The organism is Halomonas sp. LES1 (assembly GCF_031846005.1).
Lineage (GTDB): Bacteria > Pseudomonadota > Gammaproteobacteria > Pseudomonadales > Halomonadaceae > Halomonas.
In genome coordinates this window covers 264,212-286,044 of record NZ_JAVRGC010000003.1, presented here as the reverse complement: position 1 = coordinate 286,044, position 21,833 = coordinate 264,212, and the positions used below count along the sequence as shown (strand labels likewise).

Genomic DNA, 21,833 nt, shown 5'->3' with positions numbered 1-21,833 from the left:
GGGTCAGTACCAGGCCAGCAGCAACAGCCCGATGACGGTGGCGACCAGCGCCGGCCAGGGTTGGCCATCGGCCCATTCGACCAGAGGCTGCCAGGCCATGGCCAGCGCTACCAGCAGCAGGCCCAGTCGCAACCGGCGATGGCGCCGCCCCTGGCGTTCCAGCTGGTACTGGATGCCCCCCAGTGCCTCGCCCTGGCGCCGGCGCTGGCGCTTTTCCAGCTCGGCCTGAGCCAGCGCCTGGTGGGCCAGGGTTGGCAGCTCGGGCAACTGGTGGCTGAGTTCGGGGGCGTGGCGCTTGAGAGAGGCCCACAGCCCCTTTACCCCGGCGCGCTCCTCCATCCAGCGCTCCAGGTAGGGCTTGGCGGTCTGCCACAGGTCCAGCTCGGGATAGAGCTGACGCCCCAGGCCCTCGATATTGAGCAGGGTCTTCTGCAGCAGGACCAGCTGGGGCTGTACCTCCATGTCGAAGCGACGGGCGGTCTGGAACAGGCCCAGCAGCACCTGGCCGAAGGAGATGTCCTTGAGCGGCTTCTCGAGGATCGGCTCGCACACGGTGCGAATCGCCGCGGCAAACTCGTTGGCGCGGGTGTGCTCACCGACCCAGCCCGACTCGATATGCAGCGCCGCCACCTCGTAGTAGTCCTGGTGGAAGAAGGCCAGCAGGTTGCGGGCGAGGTAGTCCTGATCCTCGCGGGTCAGGCTGCCGACGATGCCGCAGTCGATCGCGATGTACTGGGGGTCGTGGGGATGCTTGCGGGAGACGAAGATATTCCCCGGATGCATGTCGGCGTGGAAGAAGTTGTCACGGAACACCTGGGTGAAGAAGATCTCCACGCCGCGCTCGGCAAGTTTCCTGAGGTCGGTGCCCTGGGCTTCGAGCGCGTCGGTATCGGCGACCGGCACGCCATAGATACGTTCCTGGACCATGACCCGCTGGCGGGTCAGCTCCCAGTGAATGGCGGGCACATAGAGCAGTGGAGAGTCCTTGAAGTTGCGCTTGAGCTGGGAGGTGTTGGCGGCCTCCTTGTGCAGGTCGAGCTCGTCGAACAGGGTGGTCTCGTAGTCGCGTACCACCTCCACCGGACGCAGGCGTCGTGCCTCGGGCACGCAGCTCAGCAGTCGCGCGAAACGGTAGAGCAGGGCCATGTCCTGGCGCATCACCCGTTCGATGCCGGGCCGGATGATCTTGACGACGACCTCCTCGCCGCCGTGCAGCCGGGCACCGTGTACCTGGGCGATCGAGGCCGAGGCCAGCGGCTCGGTGTCGAAGCGGGCGAAGGCCTCGGTCACCGGCAGCCCGAGCTCCGCTTCCACCACCTCGCGAGCCTGTTGGCCGGGGAAGGGGGGAACCTGGTCCTGCAGCCGCTTGAGCTCGTCGGCCACGTCCTCGGGCAGCAGGTCGCGGCGGGTGGAGAGTACCTGGCCGAACTTGACGAAGATGGGACCCAGCGACTCCAGTGCCAGGCGTAGGCGCTCTCCGCGGGAGCGCTCGCCGATGGGGACCAGCCGCAGTGGCGAAAGCCTGAGCAGCATCCGCAGCGGCCAGGGGAGGCGCTCGAGGGGCAGCAGGGTGTCGAGACGGTAGCGGGTGATCACCCACAGGATGCGCAGCAGACGCAGCAGGATCATGCCGTCACCCTGTCCGCCAGGCGACGGTGCAGGCGGGCCAGGCGTGCCTCGAGGCGGTCGGAGGCCACCTCGAGCTCGGTAAGGTGGTCGCGCAGTACCTCGAGCTGGGGGCGGCCCGGCAGCAGGCGCGCCTCCTCGACCAGGTACTCCGAGAGGTCGGCATAGAACTCGTCGCGGGAGCGCAGCCCGAAGCGGCCCAGGCGACGCAGACCCTCGGCCAGGCTGTGGGCCGGGATATCGCCGAGCCAGCGGGCCAGCTCCCCCTCCCAGTCCAGGTCGAGGTCCAGCAGCAGGTCGCGGGTAGCTTCCAGCAGCGGGATGCGGCCACGCACCGCCAGCCGCCCCTGGAACATCAGGCGTTCCATGGAGGCGCCACCGAGCAGGGCACCGAGGCTCTCGGCGTCAAGCTCGACCACGGCATCATGGTCCTCCTCGGCGCCGCCTTCGGCGCGCAGCAGGTCCAGGCCACCGGGATGGAAGTGGATGGCGAGTGCCAGCTCGGGGTTCTCGAGGCGCAGCAGCAGGCGCTGGCCCGCGAGTCGGGCGAGGCGTGAGGGGGCAGCCGGGTCACGGGCCAGCAGGGCGTTCAGGGTTCTCTCGGCGGCGGCGAGCAGCAGGGTCGGGGTCACGGCCATGCCCACCTCAGAGCTTTATGCCGCGGTGCAGGGCAACGATGCCCCCGGTCATGTTGGTGTACTCCACCCGCTCGAGGCCGGCCGCTTCCATCATCGACTTGAGCGTCTCCTGGTCGGGATGCATGCGGATCGACTCGGCCAGGTAGCGGTAGCTGTCGGCATCGCTGGCCACCACCTGCCCGATCCTCGGCAGCAGACGAAAGGAGTACTCGTCATAGGCACGGGTCAGCAGGGGGTTGCGTGGCTTGGAGAACTCCAGCACCAGCAGTCGGCCGCCGGGCTTGAGTACCCGGGTCATCGAGCGCAGGGCGGCATCCTTGTCGGTCACGTTGCGCAGGCCGAAGGCAATGGTGATGCAGTCGAAGGTATTGTCCGGAAAGGGCAGGCACTCGGCATTGGCCTGGACATACTCGACATTGCCGCCCACGCCGTGGTCGAGCAGCTTGTCGCGGCCGACGCGGAGCATCGACTCGTTGATATCGGCCAGGACGACACGCCCGCGTGGCCCCACGGTGCGCGAGAACTTCAGTGTCAGGTCGCCGGTGCCGCCGGCGATGTCGAGCACACTGTGCCCCGGACGCACGCCGGCACGCTCGATGGTCAGGCGCTTCCAGAGGCGGTGGATGCCGAACGACATCAGGTCGTTCATGACGTCGTAGCGAGCCGCCACGGAGTGAAATACATCGGCGACCCGCGAGGCCTTCTCGTCGAGAGGCACTTCCTGGTAGCCGAAATCGGTGGTCTGCTGGTCCCTGGAGCTGGAGTTGGCGCTCATGCGATGGGGCTCCCGAATCGCTGCATGGGAGAGGTCAAGGCCTCGGATGGGCGCCATTGTAGCCTTCTGCAGCGGCGGTTGTCTTGACGCGGGTTACAGCTGCTTGATTTCTATACCCAGTGGCGCGCGGCTGGCGCCGGCCGCCTCCAGACGCTGGAGATAGTCGGCCCAGTTGGCCTCGCGGTGGTTGATCAGCCACCACAGGTAGTCCCAGCTGAACAGGCCACTGTCGTGACCATCATCGAAGTGCAGCTTGAGGGCGTAGCGGCCGGCAGGCGTGATGTCCTTGAGGCCGACGAACTGCTTGCCAGTCTGCAGGGTCTCCTGGCCGCGGCCATGGCCGCGGACCTCGGCGGAGGGGGAGAAGACCCTGAGGTACTCGATGGCGAGCCGGTAACTCTGGCCATCGGCATAGCCGAGCTCCAGCTCGCGGGCCTGCTTGTGGTAGTGCACTCGGGTCGGGATTGGGGCGGTCATGGCATGCCTCGGCTTCTGACGTGGTGGAAGAGCGGCTACTCCAGCGACAGGCCTGCGAGGGGGCGCTGTGAATCCGTCCCTGGACGCTAGATGCCCTGCTTCGCTCTCGCGTCCTGCTCCGCTTGCAGGACCGGTGCTGGCCATCCATGGCCAGCCCGTTCGAAGCAGTGCTTCTCACCCCTGGCATAGGACCCCCTCTACGGCCTGTCCCTGACGCCGCGCAGCCCGCTGCCTCAAGGCTTATCGCTTAAAGCTTACGGCTGGGTTTACAGGATATACCGCGAGAGGTCCTCGTCCATCGCCAGCTCGCCGAGCTGGGAGTCGACGTAGGCGGCGTCGATGGTCAGCGGGGTGCCGATATCGCTGCCCTGGAAGGAGGCCTCCTCCAGCAGTCGCTCCATCACGGTGTGCAGGCGGCGCGCGCCGATGTTCTCGGTGCCCTCGTTGACCTTCCAGGCGATCTCGGCGATGCGCTCGATACCGTCATCGGTGAAGGCGACCTCCAGCCCCTCGGTGGCCAGCAGCGCCTGGTACTGCTTGGTCAGCGCCGCGGAGGGCTCGGTGAGGATGCGCTTGAAGTCATCCGGGGAGAGGGCGTTGAGCTCGACGCGGATCGGCAGGCGACCCTGCAGCTCCGGAATCAGGTCCGAGGGGCGCGACAGATGGAAGGCGCCGGATGCGATAAACAGCACATGGTCGGTCTTCACGATGCCGTACTTGGTCGAGACCGAGGAGCCCTCGATCAGCGGCAGCAGGTCACGTTGCACCCCCTCGCGGGAGACCTCCCCACCGCTGGACTGGCCGCCGCCCTTGCAGACCTTGTCGATCTCGTCGAGGAAGACGATGCCATTCTGCTCCACCGACTCGATGGCGCGGGCCTTGATCTCCTCCTCGTTGACCAGCTTGCCGGCCTCCTCGTCGCGCAGCACGGCGAAGGCATCCTTCACCGCGATGCGGCGCGTCTCGGTCTTCTGCTTGCCCATGCCCGAGAAGAGGCTCTGCAGCTGGTTGGTCATCTCCTCCATGCCCGGCGGGGTCATGATGTCGACATTGGGGCCCTGCTGGGAGACCTCGATATCGATCTCCTTGTCGTCGAGCTGCCCTTCGCGAAGCTTCTTGCGGAAGATCTGGCGGGTGGAGCTGTCCTGACGGGGCTCATCCTCCTGGCCACGGGGCGGTGGCAGCAGGGCATCGAGGATGCGCTCTTCGGCGGCATCCTCGGCGCGGTGCGCGACCTCCTCCTTGGCCTGTTCGCGAACCAGCTTGATGGCCGCCTCGGTCAGGTCGCGCACGATCGATTCCACGTCGCGGCCCACGTAACCCACCTCGGTGAACTTGGTGGCCTCGACCTTGATGAAGGGGGCGCGGGCCAGCTTGGCCAGGCGGCGGGCGATCTCGGTCTTGCCGACGCCGGTGGGACCGATCATCAGGATGTTCTTGGGCGTCACTTCCTGGCGCAGGTCGCCGTCGAGCTGCATGCGCCGCCAGCGGTTGCGCAGCGCGATGGCCACGGCGCGCTTGGCATCCTGCTGGCCGATGATGAACTGGTCCAGGGCGTGGACGATCTCGCGGGGGGTCATCTGGGTCATGGTGTCGGCCTTAGCCCGCCTTGGCAGGCAGCTCCTCGAGGGTGACGTTGTGGTTGGTGAACACGCAGATGTCGCCGGCGATCTCGAGCGACTTCTCGGTGATCTCGCGGGCCCCGAGGTCGGTGTTCTCGATCAGGGCACGCGCCGCGGCCAGGGCGAAATTGCCACCGGAGCCGATGGCGATGATGCCGCCCTCGGGCTCCAGCACATCGCCGTTGCCGGTGATGATCAGCGAGGCGTCCTTGTTGGCCACGGCGAGCAGCGCCTCCAGGCGGCGCAGGGCGCGGTCGGTGCGCCACTCCTTGGCCAGCTCCACGGCGGCCTTGACCAGATTGCCCTGGTACTTTTCCAGCTGAGCTTCGAAGCGCTCGAAGAGGGTGAAGGCATCGGCGGTGCCGCCGGCGAAACCGGCCAGCACCTCGCCGCGATAGAGGCGCCGCACCTTGCTGGCGTTGCCCTTCATCACGGTGTTGCCCAGCGATACCTGGCCGTCGCCGGCCAGCGCCACCTGGTCACCGCGGCGCACGGATACGATCGTGGTCATGGAGGGGGACTCCTTGGGGGAGCGGGTCAACGGCTCCCGATGACTTTCGGCGCACTTGGGCGCCGTAACGAATCTGTCTGGTGGGAGTAGGTGTGGGCGTGGCGCCCGAAATTCAAGCGGTCAGCGTGCAGATGCGGCGTGCCGGCTCAGTTGTTGAGCTGGATAAGCAGTGGTTCGATGCCCTGGGTGGTCATCAGGTCCTGGGCACGCGACAGCTCGCGACGGTCCTCATAGGGTCCCACCTGAACGCGGTGCCAGGTCTGGCCGCCGCCTGCCTTGACCTCGCTGACCTGCGCCAGCAGGCCGAAGTCCCGGAGTCGGCTGCGCAACTGTCGGGCGTCGCCGGCCTCGCGGAAGGAGGCGGCCTGCAGCATATAGCGCTGCCCCGAGGCGCTGGTGGCGGCCGTGGCCTGCTGAGTCGACCGCTCCGTCGCCTGGCGGTCACTGGCCATGCGGTCGTTGGATAGGTTGGCGGCGATCACCTCGGCGATCGGGTCGTCCGCGGGAGCCGAGTCAGCGTCGGCTGCGACCTCCTCCGCCGGTGGCGGAGTCGCCGTGGAGGCGGGCATCTCACCGCCGGGGGCGATCACCTCGGACTCCGGCAGCAGGGTATAGAACTCGAAGGTCGGCATCGGCGGCTCGCTGGGCTCCGCGGGTGCTGCCGGTGCGCTTTCGGGCGAGGCACTACGCGGCAGTACCGTGGCCAGCGGTGAGTCCTCGACCTGCCAGGGTGCCACGCCGTGCTGATGCTGGGAGAGCAGGAAGCCGGCCACCAGACCGGCCAGGCCCCATACCCAGCCGGGAAGGCGCCATTCGCGGCGGGGCTTCTTGCTGGGCTGGCGCCGGCTGTTGGTGGCACCGCGCTTCTTCGCAGGCTGCTTGCGAGTCGCCATGGGTTACATTTCCTCCGGGGCGCCGACTCCCATCAGCTCCAGGCCGTTGCGCAGCACCTGGCGGGTGGCCAGGCCCAAGGCCAGGCGGGCGTTGCGCAGGGCGTCATCCTCGACCATGACCTTCACCGCGTTGTAGCAGGTGTGGAAATCGGCGGCCAGATCGAGGAGGTACTGGGCGATCTGCTGAGGCTCGCGGGCGGCGGCCGCGTGTGACACCGCCTCGGGGAAGCGGGCCAGGCGGTTCAGCAGTGCCTTCTCCTGGTCCTCCTCCAGACGGCCCAGATGGTCCATGGCCAGGGCATGGTCGAAGGGCAGGCCGTCATTCGCTGCGCGACGCTCGACGCTGCACACCCGGGCGTGGGCGTACTGCACGTAGTAGACCGGGTTGTCGTTGGACTGCGAGCGGGCCAGGTCGATATCGAAGGTGAGCTGGGAGTCGGCCCGTCGCGCGGCCAGGAAGAAGCGGGTGGCATCGCGCCCCACCTCGTCGATCAGATCGCGGACGGTCACGTAGCTGCCGGCACGCTTGGAGAGCTTCACCTCCACGCCGGAGCGGGTCACCATCACCATCTGATGCAGCACGTAGTCGGGCCAGCCCTGAGGGATGCCGGCTTCCAGGGCCTGCAGGCCGGCGCGCACCCGGGTCACGGTGGAGTGGTGGTCGGCCCCCTGTTCGTTGATTACGGTGGTGAAGCCACGCTGCCACTTGTCGAGGTGATAGGCCACGTCGGGCAGGAAATAGGTGTACTGCCCGTCGGTCTTGCGCATCACCCGGTCCTTGTCGTCACCGAAATCGGTGGTGCGCAGCCACAGGGCGCCATCCTGCTCGTAGGTGTGGCCATTCTCGACCAGGCGCTCGACGGTCGCCTCCACCTTGCCGTCGCGGTAGAGCGAGGACTCGAGGAAGTAGACGTCGAAGTTCACGCCGAAGGCCTTGAGGTCGAGGTCCTGCTCGCGGCGCAGATAGGCCACGGCAAACTCCTGGATCGCCGCCAGGTCGTCCGGGTCGGCCTTGGCGGTAACGTGGCGGTCGTCGGCGTGCACGGTCTCGCCACCCAGGTAGGCATTGGCCACATCGATGATATAGCCACCGCGGTAACCATCCGCCGGCCAGCCTTCATCCTCGGGGCCAAGCCCCTTGACGCGGGCCTGTACCGAGAGCGCCAGGTTGGTGATCTGGGCGCCCGCGTCGTTGTAGTAGAACTCGCGGGTCACATCGAAGCCGGTGGCTTCGAGCAGGCGACAGACGCAGTCGCCGATGGCCGCCCCGCGACCGTGGCCGACATGCAGCGGCCCGGTGGGATTGGCGGAGACGAACTCCACCTGCACCTTCTGCCCCTGGCCGGCGAGGCTGCGTCCATAGGCATCGCCCGAATCGAGCACCTGGCGGACCACCTGGGCGGCGGCGTCGGTGGCGGCGAAGAAGTTGACGAAGCCGGGGCCGGCGATTTCGACCCGACTGACCGCCGCGCTCTCGGGCAGGGCGGCCACCAGGGTGTCGGCCAGCTCGCGGGGCTTGCGGCCGGCCGGCTTGGCCAGCATCAGCGCCAGGTTGGTGGCGTAATCGCCATGCGCCTTGTCTCGGGTAGGGTCGACCTTGATGGTCGGGGCGAGGTCGGCGGGCAGCACACCCTGCTGCTTGAGGGAGTCGAGGGCGTCCTCGAGCAGCGCAACGATGGTCTCTTTCATGGGGCGTTGGTGTCCTGTGGCGTCGGGGTAAGCGGCCGATGAACCGGCGATAAAGAGGCGCTCGGCCCGGCGTGGGCATGGAAACGGGCCCTGATCGGGCATGGCCGGCCATTATCGGCAATTGCGCGCTGGCTTTAAAGGGCGGGGCTCCAAGCCTGGCGAGTCAATCGCTGCGGGCTCGCTCGAAGCTTGCCCGGCGACAGGTCCTGGAGCGCCGGCTCCCTCTTCGTCCTGCCCCCGGCGCTTCTTGCTGCGTATGGCGGCAATGGCCATGTTCAACTCAGCGTCTGCGGGTCGATATCCAGCGACCAGCGCACTCGACGCGCCTCGGGAGTGGCCTCCAGCCAGGCGGTGAGCCAGGCGCTGGCTTCGTGAAGGGCGCTACGCTTTTCGGCGCCGAGCATCAGCTGCAGGTGATAGCGGCCCTGGCGCCGCTCCATGGGGGCCGGCACCGGGCCCAGGCAGTCCACCGCCAGCTGGCGTTCGGCCAGCCAGGCCCGCAGTGCGGTGGCGGTGCGGCGGCTCAATTCACCGGCCGCCTCTTCCCTCGCGCTCTCCAGGCGCAGGAGGGCCAGGAAGCGGAATGGTGGCAGCGCGGCGGCGCGTCGCTCTTCCAGGAGGCGCTCGGCGAGGGCGGCATAGCCACGCTCGGCCAGCAGGCGCAGGTGAGGATCGTCGGGATGCATGGTCTGGACCAGCACTCGCCCGGGGTGGGCGGCACGACCGGCGCGGCCGGCTACCTGCACCAGCAGCTGGGCCCCCTGCTCCAGGGCGCGGAAGTCACTGGCATAGAGGCCGGCATCGGCATTGACCACCACGACCAGTGTGACATGAGGCAGATGGTGCCCCTTGGCGAGCATCTGGGTGCCCACCAGCAGGCAGGGATCGCCGCGGCGAACCTCGGTCAGGGTCTGCTCGAAGGCGTCGCGACGGCGAGTGCTGTCGCGGTCGATGCGGTGCACCGGTACCCTGGGGAAGCGCTCGGCGAGCGTCTCCTCGGTGCGCTCGGTGCCGCTGCCCAGCGGCCGCAGGTCGATGCTCTGGCACTCGGGGCAGGCGTCGGGCAGGACGCGGCGGCGATCGCAGTGGTGGCAGGCCAGCAGCGGCGGCTGGCGGTGGAGGGTCATGCGGGCGTCGCAGGCGTCGCATTCGGCCAGCCAGCCGCAGGCATGGCAGGCCAGGGTGGGAGCGAAGCCGCGGCGATTGATGAAGACCAGTACCTGGTGGCCCGCGTCGAGGGTCTCCGAGATCGCCTCCAGCGCCGGTGGGGCCAGGCCACCCAGGCGAGGACGACCCCGCAGGTCGAGAAGTTCCAGGCGCGCGGGGGCATGGCGGGTGGCGCGCCGGGTCAAGGGCAGGTGGCGCCACTCACCGCGGTGCGCCCGGGCCAGGCTCTCCAGCGAGGGCGTGGCGCTGCCCAGCAGTAGCGGGATGCGGTGGTGATGGGCACGAGCCACGGCGAGGTCCCGGGCATGGTAGCGCAGCCCATCCTGCTGCTTGTAGGAGGCGTCATGCTCCTCGTCGACGATAAGCGCGCCGGGGCGGGCCAGCGGGGTGAAGATCGCCGAACGGGTGCCGACCACGATGGGAGCCCGGCCGCTGGCGGCGGCCTCCCAGGCATCCAGCCGCTCATGCTCGGTGAGTCCCGAGTGCAGGGCGACCACCGGGACTCGGAAGCGCTTGCGGAAGCGTGACAGGGTCTGGGGGGTGAGGCCGATCTCCGGTACCAGTATCAGCGCCTGGCGGCCGCGTCCCACGGTCGCCTCGATCAACTGCAGGTAGACCTCGGTCTTGCCGCTGCCGGTGACTCCCTCCAGCAGGCAGGGGTGGTAGCCATCGAGCCGCTCGTGGAGGGCCGAAAGGGCGTGGGCCTGCTCGCGGTTGAGCGGCAGCGCTGGGCTGGCCAGCAGATGGTCAGGGTCGGGGAGAGGCGCGGCGGTGAGGGGCTCCTCGTGGCGCTCGACCAACCCCTTGGCGGTGAGCGCCTTGAGCTGATCGCGGCTGAATGACTGGGCGAGGATCGCCTGGCTGGCCAGACCGTGGGGGTGCTGGCGTAGCATCTCCAGCAATGCCGCCTGGCGTGGGGCGCGGGGCAGGGCATCGCTCCCCGAGGCGTGCCCCGCGGGGGTAAGCACCCAGCGCTCGCGTGTGCGGGGGGTTAGCGCACGTCCCTGGCGCAGCAGGACCGGCAGCGCCTGGTGCAGGGTGTCGCCCAGCGGGTGCTGATAGTAGCGTGCGGTAAAGCGGCACAGCCATAGCCAGTCCGGGGGGAGCGGGGCGTCGTCCAGGCAGGCAGTGACTCGCTTGAGGGCGGTCAGCGGCAGGTCACTCTGCTCGCGACACTCCACCACGATGCCGACCACCTCGCGGCGACCGAAGGGCGCACGCACTCGTAGCCCCGGCTGCCAGCCGCAGGCCGGCACGTCGTGGGCCGGGCGGTAGTCGAACAGGCGATGCAGCGGCGAGGGAATGGCGACGCGTAGCACTCGCGGAATCGGTGAATCTGGCAATTGGCCTCCGGCGGCGACTCTGGTAGTATGCGGCGCTCCCCGGCGCCCGGTCGGCGACTCGGGGTTCCGGTGATCCCATGATTGTTTGGCAATCGATAGTGTTGCTCGTCAATCGATAGACAACCGTGTGCGGTGCCTGGCAGCGGATCAGGTGGCGGCATACAGCGCAACGAGGCTCAAGATGAAACAAGGTATCCACCCCGAATACAAGACGATCAGCGCGACCTGTTCCTGCGGCGCCACCTTCGAGGTCGGCTCCACCGCCGGTCGCGATCTGGAGCTGGACGTCTGCTCGCAGTGCCACCCTTTCTATACCGGCAAGCAGAAGCAGGCCACCACCGGTGGTCGCGTCGAGCGCTTCAACAAGCGCTTTGGCGCCGCGCTCAAGCGCTGATCGCGACCGATATCGGTCAGCCGTCACGAGAACCCGCCTTTCCGGCGGGTTCTCGCGTTTTGGCGGCAAGTTGCCGGCCGGCAACGGCCTCAATGAGCGTCCTGCAGGCGCTCCGTGGGGCGCTGTTCAGTAGTGGAATAATTTTCTATACTTGTTTGACAAGTCACCCTTCCTGATGGACTTCGAGCATGACTGACGCAAGACAGGCGGCGCTGGACTACCACGCGAAACCCATTCCCGGAAAACTCTCCATCGAGCTCACCAAGCCCACCGCCACTGCCAAGGACCTGGCACTGGCTTACAGCCCCGGTGTGGCCGAGCCGGTGCGCGAGATCGCCCGGGACCCTGAAAATGCCTACCGTTACACCGGCAAGGGTAACCTGGTAGCCGTGATCTCCGATGGTACTGCCATCCTTGGCCTGGGTAATCTCGGGGCGTTGGCCAGCAAGCCGGTCATGGAAGGGAAGGGGGTGCTGTTCAAGCGCTTTGCCGGTATCAACTCCGTTGACATCGAGGTCAATGCCGAGAGCCCACAGGCCTTTATCGATACCGTGGCGCGCATCGCCGATACCTGGGGGGGAATCAATCTCGAGGACATCAAGGCCCCCGAGTGCTTCGAGATCGAGCGTACGCTCATCGAACAGTGCAGCATCCCGGTGTTCCATGATGACCAGCACGGCACCGCCATCGTCACCGCTGCCGGCATGCTCAATGCCCTGGATATTGCCGGCAAGAGTCTGTCCGAGGCGAAAATTGTCTGCATGGGGGCGGGTGCGGCGGCCATCGCCTGCATGAAGCTGCTCGTCTCCTGTGGAGCACGTGCCGAGAATATCGTGATGCTCGATCGCAAGGGCGTGATCCACAACGGGCGTGAGGATCTTAATCAGTACAAGGCGATGTTTGCCGTGGAGACCGACAAGCGCACCCTCGATGATGCCATCGATGGCGCCGACGTCTTCGTGGGGCTCTCCGGTCCCGGGCTGATGAGTGCCGACCATCTGCTCAAGATGGCTTCCAATCCGGTGGTATTTGCGTGCACCAACCCGGACCCGGAAATCCATCCGGATGTCGCTCACGAGACCCGTGATGACGTGATCATGGCCACTGGTCGCTCCGACTACCCCAATCAGGTCAACAATGTACTGGGTTTCCCGTTCATCTTCCGCGGCGCCCTGGATGTTCGGGCCACGCGCATCAACGAGGAGATGAAGGTGGCGGCGGTGCATGCGCTCAAGGACCTGGCGCGGGAGCCGGTGCCCGGTGATGTGCTCGAGGCCTATGGCAAGGAGAGCATGAGTTTCGGTCGCGACTACATCATTCCCACGCCGGTCGATGTACGCCTGCTGGACCGAGTGACCTCCGCCGTCGCCCAGGCGGCCGTGGATTCCGGTGTGGCGCGCCGCCCCTACCCCTCGCACTACCCACTCAAGACCGTGGACGATGTCTACGGAGCATGAGCCCCTGTGTGCTAGACGCTACCCATGATGACGCCGGCCCTCGAGCCGGCGTCAGTCTATGGGTGCTGCTGGTTTACCAGTCGTAGAGAATGGAAGCGCTGGTGGTATGGTCGGTGCGCGCCTCAGCGTCTGCCGGCGGTCGGGAGGTATCCTTGATCTCGTGTGACAGCTTCAATGCCAGATGTGAGTTGAGTCGGGCGGTGAGTGACGAAAGTGAGCGCGAGGTGGTGTTGTCGTCGGTGGCCTCCACCGAAAGCTCTTGTTCCAGGCTGGCGGCCTTCGAGAAAGCCCACTCGTAGGCCATCGCGCCGTATGCCACGCCGAGCGAGGCGTTCTCCTTCCCTTCGATGCGGTCGTAGCGGTAACCCGGGCCCGCCTCCAGTGAAAGTCGGTGACACTCGTCGTCGAGCAGGTCTCGCCCATAGCCGGCTATGGTGGTGAATTGTCGGTCATAGCCGCTGAAGCGGTCTCTCTCTCCGCGGGCGAAACCAAAGAGGTAGTGGGGGCCTTCGAGATTAAAGCGCTCGCGGCCGGCGACGAGGTACTGCTCGGCGCTGGTGTCACCGTCACGACTGACATGGCGGACCTCGCCGCGCAGGGTATGAGTCCAGCTGTCGGTCAACCAGGTGAGTCGGCCTTTTGCGATCAGGGTCTGGCTGTCGGTGTTACCGGACATATGGGTGTAGCCCAGCTCGGTGCTGCCGCTGAAGGCCTCGTCGTCCTCGGTGGGTAAGGGCGGGGCATAGAAGGGGGTGGAGTGCACCTTGCCCGCGATTGCTAACAGGCCGAAAAGCACCAGCCATACAGCTGTGCAGGGCCGAATCGCAGAATACGGCATGGTCGATCTCTCGGATTGCCAGGTGTCGTGATGGGTGAGCGGCGTGTAAGGCAGTAAAGGGATGGGAGCCTTCACGCCGCTTCCAGCTAGTGCCGGGGTTGGTCGAAGCGCTAGAAGATCGCCTCATAGACCCCCGTGCCCTGGGAGCCGCTCTGTTGCTCCACCTCGCGCTCCACGCGGCGTGGCTGTTGCTCAGGCAGATGCTCGGGATGGAAGAGCTCGCTGATGCCGCCGCGCGATACGCGTCGCCCGGTCTCGGGGTCGACACGTGCGGTGACCAGCTCGCCAGGCGCCTCCGGCATTGCCGAGGGCTTGCCGTCGAGGGCCTGGCCCATGAACGCTATCCAGATTGGCAGGGCAGCATTGGCGCCATATTCGGCGGTGGTGGTGTTGTCATCCTTGCCCAGCCAGACCGTGGCCACCAGGTTGCTGTTGAAGCCGGCGAACCAGGTGTCGCGCTGGCCGTTGGTGGTGCCGGTCTTGCCGACGATATCTTCGCGGCCCAGCTCCAGGGCACGGCGACCGGTGCCGTTCTCGATCACGTCACGCAGCATGTCGCGCAGGATATAGAGGTTGATGGGATCGACCACGCGCTCGGCGACGACATGGCGTTCACCGTCGAACGTTACCTCCTCCTGATCGGCACTGCACTCGCGGCATGCCACGGCCGCCTGCGTCTCTTCAACAAGCGTTTCGCCTCTGGTGACGCGCTCGATAAACCAGGGCGAGACCTTGAAGCCGCCATTGGCCAGAATCGCGTAGGCGCTGGTCATCTCCAGCGGGGTCAGGCTGGCGCTGCCCAGTGCCAGCGAGAGGCCGTGGGGCAGGCGCGCCTCGTCGAAACCGAACCCCTTGAGGAACTCGATGGTCTCGTTGAGGCCTACTTCGCGAAGCACACGGATGGTCACCAGGTTGCGAGAGCGCGCCAGGGCATTGCGCAGGCGCATCGGGCCGAGGAAGTCTCCGCTGGAGTTGACCGGACGCCACATCTCGTTGCTGCCGTCGTCGATCACCACCGGGGCGTCGTTGACGACGCTGGCGGCGGTCATCATGCCGCTCTCGAGTGCCGCCAGATAGATGAAGGGCTTGAAGATGGAGCCCGACTGGCGCTGGGCCTGTACGGCACGATTGAACTTGCTGGCGTTGAAGTCGAACCCGCCCTGCAGGGCGAGAATGGCTCCGGTGTCGGGGTGCATTACCACCAAGGAGCCTTCCGCATCGGGGCGCTGGGCCAGGCGCAGGCTGCCATCTTCACGCTCCATCACGCGCACCAGGTCGCCACGGCCGGCGATCTCGGCCGCCGAGCCCGGCTCGGGGCCGCGGTACCGCGCGCTCTTGTACTCGCGGGCCCAGGAGAGGCCGTCCCACTCGATGGTCCGCAGCTTGCCTTCGCGCATCAGCACGCGCATCTGGCGGCCTTCACTCTCTACCACGATGGCGGGGTGAAGAAGGCCATAGCGCGGAGTGCGCTCCAGCACCTGAACCCAGTTGCTGACGTCACCGTCGATTCCCTCGACACGGGTCTCGCTGCGCTCGGCGGCGCGCCGGGCGGTCTCCAGCACTTCGGGGGACTCCTCGAGCTCCTCCTCCAGGCCGCTGCGCTCGGTGCGATCCTGAGCCTCTGCCAGACTCGGCGGCAGTTGCTTCTCCTCCGGGCCACGCCAGCCGTGACGGGTGTCGTAATCGATCAGGCCACGAGCCAGGGCGCGGCGCGCCATGGGCTGGAGCTCGCTGTCCAGGCTGGTGGTGATCTTGTATCCACCGGTGTAGACCTCACTCTCGCCGAAGCGCTCCACGGCATACTGGCGGGCCATCTCGGCGACGTAATCGGCATCGACTTCCGCCTGGGCGATATTGCGTTCGGCGGTGATGGGGGCCTGCACCGCTTCATCATAGGTGGCCTGGTCGATATGCCCCAGCTCCCGCATGCGGAACAGGATCCAGTTGCGGCGAATCAGCGCGCGCTCCGGGTTGGTCAACGGATTGAAGCTGGAGGGGGCCTTGGGCAGGCCGGCAATCATCGCCTTCTCGGCCAGGGTCAGCTCTGCCAGCGGGCGGTTGTAGTAGATTTCGGCGGCGGCGGCGATGCCGTAGGCACGGTGACCCAGGAAGATCTTGTTGACGTAGAGCTCGAGGATCTCCTCCTTGCTGAGTACCTGCTCCATCTGCAGGGCGAGCAGGATCTCGCGAATCTTGCGGGTAAAGGTACGATCCAGGGTCAGCAGGTAGTTACGCGCTACCTGCATGGTAATGGTGGAGCCGCCGGACTGGATTTCACCGCCACTGACCACCAGTTCGCCGGCCGCCCGCAGCAGGCCCTTGGGGTCGACGCCACGATGTTCGAAGAAGGCGTCATCCTCGGCGGCCAGCAGTGCCTGGATAAACTCCACGGGAATTTCATCATGGTCGATCGGAAGGCGGCGCTCCTCGCCATATTCGCCGATCAGCTTGTCGTCGCGGGTATAGATGCGCAGCGGTGAGTGCAGCTCGAAGTCCTGGAGCTGGCGTACGTCGGGGAGCCCGGGGGCAAAGTAGAGGGCGGCGCCCACCACGCCCAGACCGGCCGCGGCAATCAGCGAGAGGGTCAGCCAGACCAGGGAAAAGAGCAGGGTTCTGATAAACGTCATGAAGTGGCGGTGTCCATGCAGGGAACTGGAGCGGATGTGAAGCGATGACGATGCATAGGTTGCGACCTTGGTTGCGGGGCCATTATAGAAAGCCCGGGCGAGGGTCACCAGCGTTGACGATGCTAGCCCAAGGTTTACCGTGTTAGTAATGGCAAGATCATGTAACCTCATGCGACAAGACTGAGGTGAATAATCCAGACCTGCCGCCGTGTAATAAGGCAGGCACCATGTCAAGGCGAGCAAGCCGCAGACTCAGCAAGGGCAGGACAGAGATGCGACTGATGGCATCAAGCAAGGGACTGATCGGCGTCGATATCACCTCGGCCACGGTCAAGCTCGTGGAGCTCAGGCGAGCCGGGTCCACGTATCAAGTGGAGAGCTATGCAGTCAGGCCGCTGCGCGAGGGCGCCGTGATCGAGCGTCGCATCCAGGATATGGACGAAGTGGTTGACGCCCTTGGCCGAGCCGTTCATCAGGCGAAGCCGCATACCCGCCAGGCAGTGGTGGCAGTGCCTGCCAGCGCGGCGATCACCAAGACGCTGACGCTGCCCGCATCGCTCAGCAGTGACGAGATCGAGTCACGCATCGAGTTTGAGTCAGACAAGCATATTCCCTTTCCGTTCAGTGATGTCGCCTACGATTTCCAGCGCCTGGGGCTCAATGCCCGCTATGCCGACCAGCAGGACATCCTGCTGGTGGCCTGCCGGCAGCAGGAGGTCAGCCAGTTGACCGATGCCGTGATACAGGCAGGCCTGACGCCGGCGGCCGTGGATGTCGAGACCTTTGCCATGGAGCGAGCCTTCACCGAGTTGCGCCGCCAGCTGCCGGCGGATATCGGGGAGGAGGACAGCGTGGCGCTGGTGGATATCGGGGCCAACATGAATACCTTCCATGTATTGCGTCAGGGGCGCATCGTCTACAGCCGTGACACCGTGTTCGGTGGCCGTCAGCTGACCGAGGAGATCCGTAATCGTTACGGCCTGAGCTATGACGAGGCGGGGCTGGCCAAGAAGCGTGGTGGCCTGCCGGAAGACTATCAGCACAGTGTCCTCACCCCCTTCATCGACACCCTGGCCCAGCAGGTCGGGCGCTCGCTGCAGCTCTACTATACCGCCGGCCGCAAGCAGGAGGTGCGTCATATGGTGCTGGCCGGAGGCGCCAGCGTGTTGCCGGGGCTGGCCGAGCGCCTGGCCCGGGAGAGCGGCATGGAGGTCTCCATCGCCAATCCGTTGGCGCGCATGAAGGTCCACAGCCGCATCGACGTGCAGACCCTTTCCGGAGAGGCGCCGGCCATGCTGACGGCCTGTGGACTGGCATTGAGGGCGCGCTCATGACGATCGAGATCAATCTGCTGCCGTGGCGAGAGGAAAAACGGGCGCGGCGCAGCAAGCATTTCTATATGGCGCTGGGGGTGGCGGCTCTGCTGGGAGTAGCCGGAGGCTACGCCATGACCTGGTACTACCAGCAGCAGGCCGAGGTCCAGCGCCAGCGCAATGCCTATATCGAGACTCAGACTCGCCAGTTCGACTCGTTGATCGGTGGAGTCAGCGATCTGGAGAAGATTCGTGATCAGGTGGTCGAGAAGGTTGGGGTCTTTACCGAGCTGCAGAACGGACGCAGCCAGACGGTTCATGTGATGAGCGACCTGATCACCAGTCTCGAGGAGGGAGTGCATTACACCCAGTTCAGCCGGCAGGGTGATAGCCTGCGTCTCTCGGGGCGAGCCGAGGATAATGGCCAGGTGTCCGATCAGCTGCGACGCCTGGGAGCGGCGGCATCCTTTACTGAGCCCGTGCTCTCGGGAGTCGAGGCCGAGGGCGGCGGGGAGCGTAGAAGCTTCAGTCTCAGCATGAGCCAGCGCATGCCCGCAACGCACGCGGAAACGTCATCCGGCGGAACCGAGGAGGAGAGGCCATGAACCTCAATGCCGAGATGCGTCGGCTGCGCGAGCTCGACTGGCGCGAGCTCGATATCAAGGAGGCCGGGGTATGGCCCTGGTCTCTGCAGCTACTGCTCTGCTTGCTGACGCTGGGCGTGACCCTGTTCGCCATGCACTGGTATCTGGCCGCGCCCGCCAAGGAGCGGCTCGAGCAGCTCAAGGCCGAAGAGCCACAGCTGATTCGCGCCTACCGAAACAAAGCGGCGCTGGCCTCAAGGCTCGACCCCTTGCGTGAGCAAGTGGAGGCCCTCGAGGCGCGGATGGAGGCCTTGCGCGAGATGCTGCCCAGTGGCGCCGAGATACCGGCTCTGCTCGACAATATCACCGAGACCGCCCTCGACAACCAGCTGGCGATCGACTACATCCGACTGCGTGGCACGGCGGCCCGGGAGCACTACGTCGAGCAGCCCTTCGATATCCAGGTGCGTGGCGATTATCACCGTATCGCCGCCTTCCTGGCCGGGGTCGCGGGCCTGCCCCGTATCGTTACCCTGCATGACATGACGCTGGCGCCGGAGGAGGGTGACGGGCAGAACCTGCGGCTTACCTTGGTGGCGCGAACCTACAGTTATCGGCAGGACGTGGAGAGCGGTTCATGAGGGGCTGGCTGAGGGGAGTTGCAGGGGGGGCAGGCCTGTTGCTGATCGCCGGTTGCGCCGATCCGCAGTTGACCAGCCTCGATCGTGAGCTGGCCGAGATTCGCAACAGCCCGGCTCCGGTGCCGACGATCGAGCTGCCGGAGATACCCGACTACGAGACGTTGCCCTACGATCATGCCGATCTGCGTAGCCCCTTCGTGCCGCGTTTGCCCGAGGTGGAGGAGCCGACCGAGGTAGCCACCGACCTGGCGCCCGATCTGGATCGTGAACGGGAAGCGCTGGAGGCCTACAACCTCAGTGAGCTACGCCTGGTAGGTACCCTGACCGAGGGCGGCCAGCCCTCCGCGCTGGTGCGTGCACCGGACGGCCAGGTTCACCGGCTGCGGGTGGGCAACCATATGGGCAGCGATTTCGGCCGTATCGTCAGTATCACCTCGTCAACGGTACAGTTGATCGAAATCGTGCCAACCGGGCGTGGGGGTTGGGTCGAGCGCACCACGCGGCTCGAGCTCAATGGCCAGCAGGGTGGCTAGCTCAGAAGGCTCGGCAGTCAACAACAAGCGTGAACAGCGCTGCAGTCTATTATCGCTCCCGGGGAGCGGCGTCAAGCAGGGGGAAGGGAACCAACCATGCAAGCACACATTATCAAGCGTACCGTGGCGCTGCTCGCCATGCTGGCGGTGTCAGGAGCCGCCTTGGCGGCCTCGACGCTCGAAGAGCTCGATTTTCGGCAAGGGGCCAGCGGCGAGCTTGAGGTCGATCTTGAGTTCTCCGGCCTGGTTCCCGAGGTGCGTGGTTATCGCATCGACGACCCCGCACGGCTGACCATCGACCTGATGGAGACCGACAACCGTCTCGCGCGCCGCAGCTACACCCTGGGCATCGGCGGGGTCCAGCGGGTCACCGCCCTGGAGGCCGGCTCACGGACCCGCCTGGTGTTCGACCTCGATGGGCCGCTGCCCTACAACACCCGAGAGCAGGGTAGCCGCTTGCGTCTGGCCATCGGCGGCGGCGCCGCCGATACCGGCGTGGCGTCGGCTGCCGACGCCACGCCGGCTGAACCCGAATCGGCGCTATCCCAGCCGGCCAGCCGTGGCCCCAACATCGAGGATATCGACTTTCGCCGTGGCAGCGATGGTGCCGGCCGACTGGTTGTCACCTTCGATCGTGCCGGCATCGATGCCCGGGTGCGCGAGACCGGCCGCAACCGGATCACCGCCGAGCTGGTGGGGGTCGACCTGCCCGCCTCGCTGGATCAGGTCTATGATGTCAGCGACTTCGACACCCCGCTGCAGCGGGTGACGCCACAGGTAGGGCGCAACGGTGTGGTCCTGAATATTCAGGGAAGTGGAGACTATGCCATGGTCTCCACCCAGAGCGGTCGCCAGCTGACCATCGAGGCTCAGCCGGTCACCCGCCAGCAGCAGGAGCAGCGGGTGCGCGAGCAGTTTGCCTACACCGGCAAGCGGATCACCCTCAATTTCCAGGATATCGAGGTGCGTTCGGTGCTGGCGATCATCGCCGACTTCACCGGTCTCAACCTGGTGGCCAGCGACAGCGTGCAGGGTCGCGTGACCCTCAATCTCGAGGATGTGCCCTGGGATCAGGCGCTGGACCTGGTGCTCAAGAGCCATGGCCTGTCCAGCCGCCAGGACGGCAACGTGATCGTGGTGGCTCCGGCCGCCGAGCTGGCCCAGCGCGAGCAACTGGAGCTCGAGACCCGCGAGCAGCTGGAGGTCCTGGCGCCACTGGAGACCGAATATATCGAAGTGAAGTACGCCAAGGCGAGTGATATCGCCGCTCTGCTGCGCGGTGGGGGGCAGGCAGGTTTCGGCCTGTTGACCGAGCGCGGCAAGGTGGCGGTGGATCCGCGTACCAATACCCTGCTGATTCAGGATACCGCCGAGCAGATCGACAGCGTCATGGATACCCTGGAACGTCTCGATGTGGCGGTACGCCAGGTACAGATCGAGGCGCGTATCGTCATCGCCGGACAGACTGCATCCCGTGAGCTTGGTGTGAACTGGGGGGTCTCGGGAAGTGGTGGCCGGTTCGACCTGGGAGGCGCCTCCGATGGCGAGCCAGTTTCGGGGCTGGGTGGTCTGGCAGTAGACTTTGGCCCTGTCGATCGTGGCGCCGGTGGCATGACAAGCTTCGGTTTCGGCTATCTCTCCGGAGATGTGTTGCTCGACCTCGAGTTGCGCGCCATGGAGAGCGATGGCAAGAGCTATACGATCTCCCAGCCGCGGGTAATCACCGCCAATCAGACCACCGCGGTGATCAAGCAGGGTCAGGAGCGCGCCTACCGCGAGGCGGCGGCCAGTGGCGCCTCGGCGGTGGAGTTCAAGGAGGCGGTGCTGTCCCTGGAGGTGACGCCCCAGATCACTCCGGATAACCGCATCATCATGGACGTGGCGATCACCAACGATACCTTCGGCGAGTTCAACCCCGGCGAGGAGCCCCCTGTCAACAAGAACGAGATCGAGACCCAGGTGCTGGTGGATAATGGCCAGACCGTGGTGCTGGGCGGGATCCTGCAGACCGAGGAGTTGGAAAACCTGGTCAAGACGCCCTTCCTGGGAGACCTTCCGGTGCTTGGCAATCTCTTTCGCTATACCCAGGAGAGTAACGACAAGGTAGAGTTGCTGGTATTCATTACCCCACGAATCCTCGATGACGGTGTGGCCCTTCGCTGATGCTGGCACTACCCAACCTAATACTGATCGGCCCCATGGGGGCCGGCAAGAGCACCATCGGCCGCCTCCTGGCGGCCGAGCTTTCTCGCGACTTCCTGGATACCGACCACGAGATCCAGGACCGCTGCGGTGCCGATATCCCGTGGATCTTCGACGTCGAAGGCGAGGGCGGCTTTCGCGACCGCGAGACCCTGATGATCGACGAGTTGACCCATCGCGAGGGCGTGGTGATCGCCACCGGCGGTGGTGCGGTGCTGCGCGAGGAGAATCGTCGCATGCTGCGTGAGCGTGGCACCGTTATCTATCTCTTCACCACCGTAGAGCAGCAGCTCAGGCGAACCGCCAAGGATCGCAATCGCCCGCTGCTGCAGCGCCCCGACAAGGAGGCGGTGCTGCGCGAGATGTTCGGCGAGCGCGACCCGCTCTACCGTGCCACCGCCGACCTTACGGTGCGTACCGACCGGCGCGGTCCGCGCTCGGTGGTCAACGATATCGTCCGCCGCGTAACGCGGCTGGTCGACCCCCTGCAAGCCAAGGCCTGA

General features: G+C 66.1%; 19 protein-coding genes. 8 read left to right on the top strand and 11 right to left on the bottom strand.

The window, feature by feature from the left end:
* Positions 1 to 3 precede the first annotated feature (3 nt).
* The 9 genes from ubiB to RM463_RS08575 all read right to left on the bottom strand — a co-directional run bounded on the left by ubiB (position 4) and on the right by RM463_RS08575 (position 10,741).
* On the bottom strand, positions 4 to 1,626 hold the full coding sequence (gene ubiB / locus RM463_RS08615; RefSeq protein WP_311429945.1) for a ubiquinone biosynthesis regulatory protein kinase UbiB: 1,623 nt from the start codon (positions 1,624 to 1,626) through the stop codon (positions 4 to 6).
* Positions 1,626 to 2,264 carry an SCP2 domain-containing protein gene (locus tag RM463_RS08610; protein ID WP_161423880.1) on the bottom strand — a complete coding sequence of 213 codons (639 nt, stop codon included), beginning with the start codon at positions 2,262 to 2,264 and terminating at the stop codon, positions 1,626 to 1,628. The genes ubiB and RM463_RS08610 overlap by 1 nt, the downstream gene beginning before the upstream one ends.
* Before the next feature lie 7 nt (positions 2,265 to 2,271).
* Positions 2,272 to 3,039: a bifunctional demethylmenaquinone methyltransferase/2-methoxy-6-polyprenyl-1,4-benzoquinol methylase UbiE gene (gene ubiE, locus RM463_RS08605; RefSeq protein ID WP_161423879.1), complete on the bottom strand. Its 768-nt coding sequence runs from the start codon at positions 3,037 to 3,039 to the stop codon at positions 2,272 to 2,274.
* A gap of 93 nt (positions 3,040 to 3,132) precedes the next feature.
* Positions 3,133 to 3,516 carry a DUF971 domain-containing protein gene (locus tag RM463_RS08600; RefSeq protein WP_311429768.1) on the bottom strand — a complete coding sequence of 128 codons (384 nt, stop codon included), beginning with the start codon at positions 3,514 to 3,516 and terminating at the stop codon, positions 3,133 to 3,135.
* A 266-nt stretch (positions 3,517 to 3,782) separates the two neighbouring features.
* Positions 3,783 to 5,105 carry an ATP-dependent protease ATPase subunit HslU gene (gene hslU / locus RM463_RS08595; protein ID WP_311429767.1) on the bottom strand — a complete coding sequence of 441 codons (1,323 nt, stop codon included), beginning with the start codon at positions 5,103 to 5,105 and terminating at the stop codon, positions 3,783 to 3,785.
* A gap of 10 nt (positions 5,106 to 5,115) precedes the next feature.
* Positions 5,116 to 5,649: an ATP-dependent protease subunit HslV gene (gene hslV / locus RM463_RS08590; RefSeq protein WP_311429766.1), complete on the bottom strand. Its 534-nt coding sequence runs from the start codon at positions 5,647 to 5,649 to the stop codon at positions 5,116 to 5,118.
* 146 nt (positions 5,650 to 5,795) lie between these two features.
* A complete protein-coding gene (locus RM463_RS08585; RefSeq protein ID WP_311429765.1) occupies positions 5,796 to 6,542 on the bottom strand; it encodes an SPOR domain-containing protein in 747 nt (248 codons plus the stop codon).
* Between the two features lie 3 nt (positions 6,543 to 6,545).
* Positions 6,546 to 8,231, bottom strand: coding sequence for an arginine--tRNA ligase (gene argS, locus RM463_RS08580; protein ID WP_311429764.1), 1,686 nt, complete (start codon positions 8,229 to 8,231; stop codon positions 6,546 to 6,548).
* 275 nt (positions 8,232 to 8,506) lie between these two features.
* Entirely contained in the window at positions 8,507 to 10,741 is a 2,235-nt protein-coding gene (locus tag RM463_RS08575) for a primosomal protein N' (RefSeq protein ID WP_311429763.1), read from the bottom strand.
* A 181-nt stretch (positions 10,742 to 10,922) separates the two neighbouring features.
* Here RM463_RS08575 and rpmE point away from each other — a divergent pair, with 181 nt between their 5' ends.
* The gene (gene rpmE / locus RM463_RS08570) at positions 10,923 to 11,135 is read left to right on the top strand and encodes a 50S ribosomal protein L31 (RefSeq protein WP_132042781.1); all 213 of its coding nucleotides are present in this window, start codon (positions 10,923 to 10,925) and stop codon (positions 11,133 to 11,135) included.
* A gap of 188 nt (positions 11,136 to 11,323) precedes the next feature.
* Positions 11,324 to 12,592 carry a malic enzyme-like NAD(P)-binding protein gene (locus RM463_RS08565; RefSeq protein WP_195688761.1) on the top strand — a complete coding sequence of 423 codons (1,269 nt, stop codon included), beginning with the start codon at positions 11,324 to 11,326 and terminating at the stop codon, positions 12,590 to 12,592.
* Between the two features lie 73 nt (positions 12,593 to 12,665).
* Here the strand turns inward: RM463_RS08565 and RM463_RS08560 are convergent, their stop codons facing one another.
* Both RM463_RS08560 and RM463_RS08555 read right to left on the bottom strand, forming a co-directional pair.
* On the bottom strand, positions 12,666 to 13,430 hold the full coding sequence (locus tag RM463_RS08560) for a YdiY family protein (RefSeq protein WP_409229302.1): 765 nt from the start codon (positions 13,428 to 13,430) through the stop codon (positions 12,666 to 12,668).
* A gap of 110 nt (positions 13,431 to 13,540) precedes the next feature.
* Entirely contained in the window at positions 13,541 to 16,057 is a 2,517-nt protein-coding gene (locus tag RM463_RS08555; protein WP_311429761.1) for a penicillin-binding protein 1A, read from the bottom strand.
* Between the two features lie 272 nt (positions 16,058 to 16,329).
* Here RM463_RS08555 and pilM point away from each other — a divergent pair, with 272 nt between their 5' ends.
* From pilM to aroK, 6 genes are all read left to right on the top strand, one after another.
* The gene (gene pilM / locus RM463_RS08550; protein WP_311429760.1) at positions 16,330 to 17,391 is read left to right on the top strand and encodes a type IV pilus assembly protein PilM; all 1,062 of its coding nucleotides are present in this window, start codon (positions 16,330 to 16,332) and stop codon (positions 17,389 to 17,391) included.
* The gene (locus RM463_RS08545) at positions 17,388 to 17,975 is read left to right on the top strand and encodes a PilN domain-containing protein (protein ID WP_195688764.1); all 588 of its coding nucleotides are present in this window, start codon (positions 17,388 to 17,390) and stop codon (positions 17,973 to 17,975) included. The genes pilM and RM463_RS08545 overlap by 4 nt, the downstream gene beginning before the upstream one ends.
* Complete coding sequence (locus RM463_RS08540) at positions 17,972 to 18,595, top strand: type 4a pilus biogenesis protein PilO (protein WP_311429759.1); 624 nt, start codon at positions 17,972 to 17,974, stop codon at positions 18,593 to 18,595. Before RM463_RS08545 ends, RM463_RS08540 begins: the two co-directional genes overlap by 4 nt.
* Positions 18,592 to 19,128 carry a pilus assembly protein PilP gene (locus RM463_RS08535; protein ID WP_195688766.1) on the top strand — a complete coding sequence of 179 codons (537 nt, stop codon included), beginning with the start codon at positions 18,592 to 18,594 and terminating at the stop codon, positions 19,126 to 19,128. Before RM463_RS08540 ends, RM463_RS08535 begins: the two co-directional genes overlap by 4 nt.
* A 96-nt stretch (positions 19,129 to 19,224) precedes the next feature.
* Positions 19,225 to 21,291 (top strand): type IV pilus secretin PilQ, encoded by a 2,067-nt coding sequence (pilQ, locus tag RM463_RS08530; protein WP_311429758.1) that lies wholly within the window; start codon positions 19,225 to 19,227, stop codon positions 21,289 to 21,291.
* Positions 21,291 to 21,833 (top strand): shikimate kinase AroK, encoded by a 543-nt coding sequence (gene aroK, locus RM463_RS08525; RefSeq protein ID WP_311429757.1) that lies wholly within the window; start codon positions 21,291 to 21,293, stop codon positions 21,831 to 21,833. The genes pilQ and aroK overlap by 1 nt, the downstream gene beginning before the upstream one ends.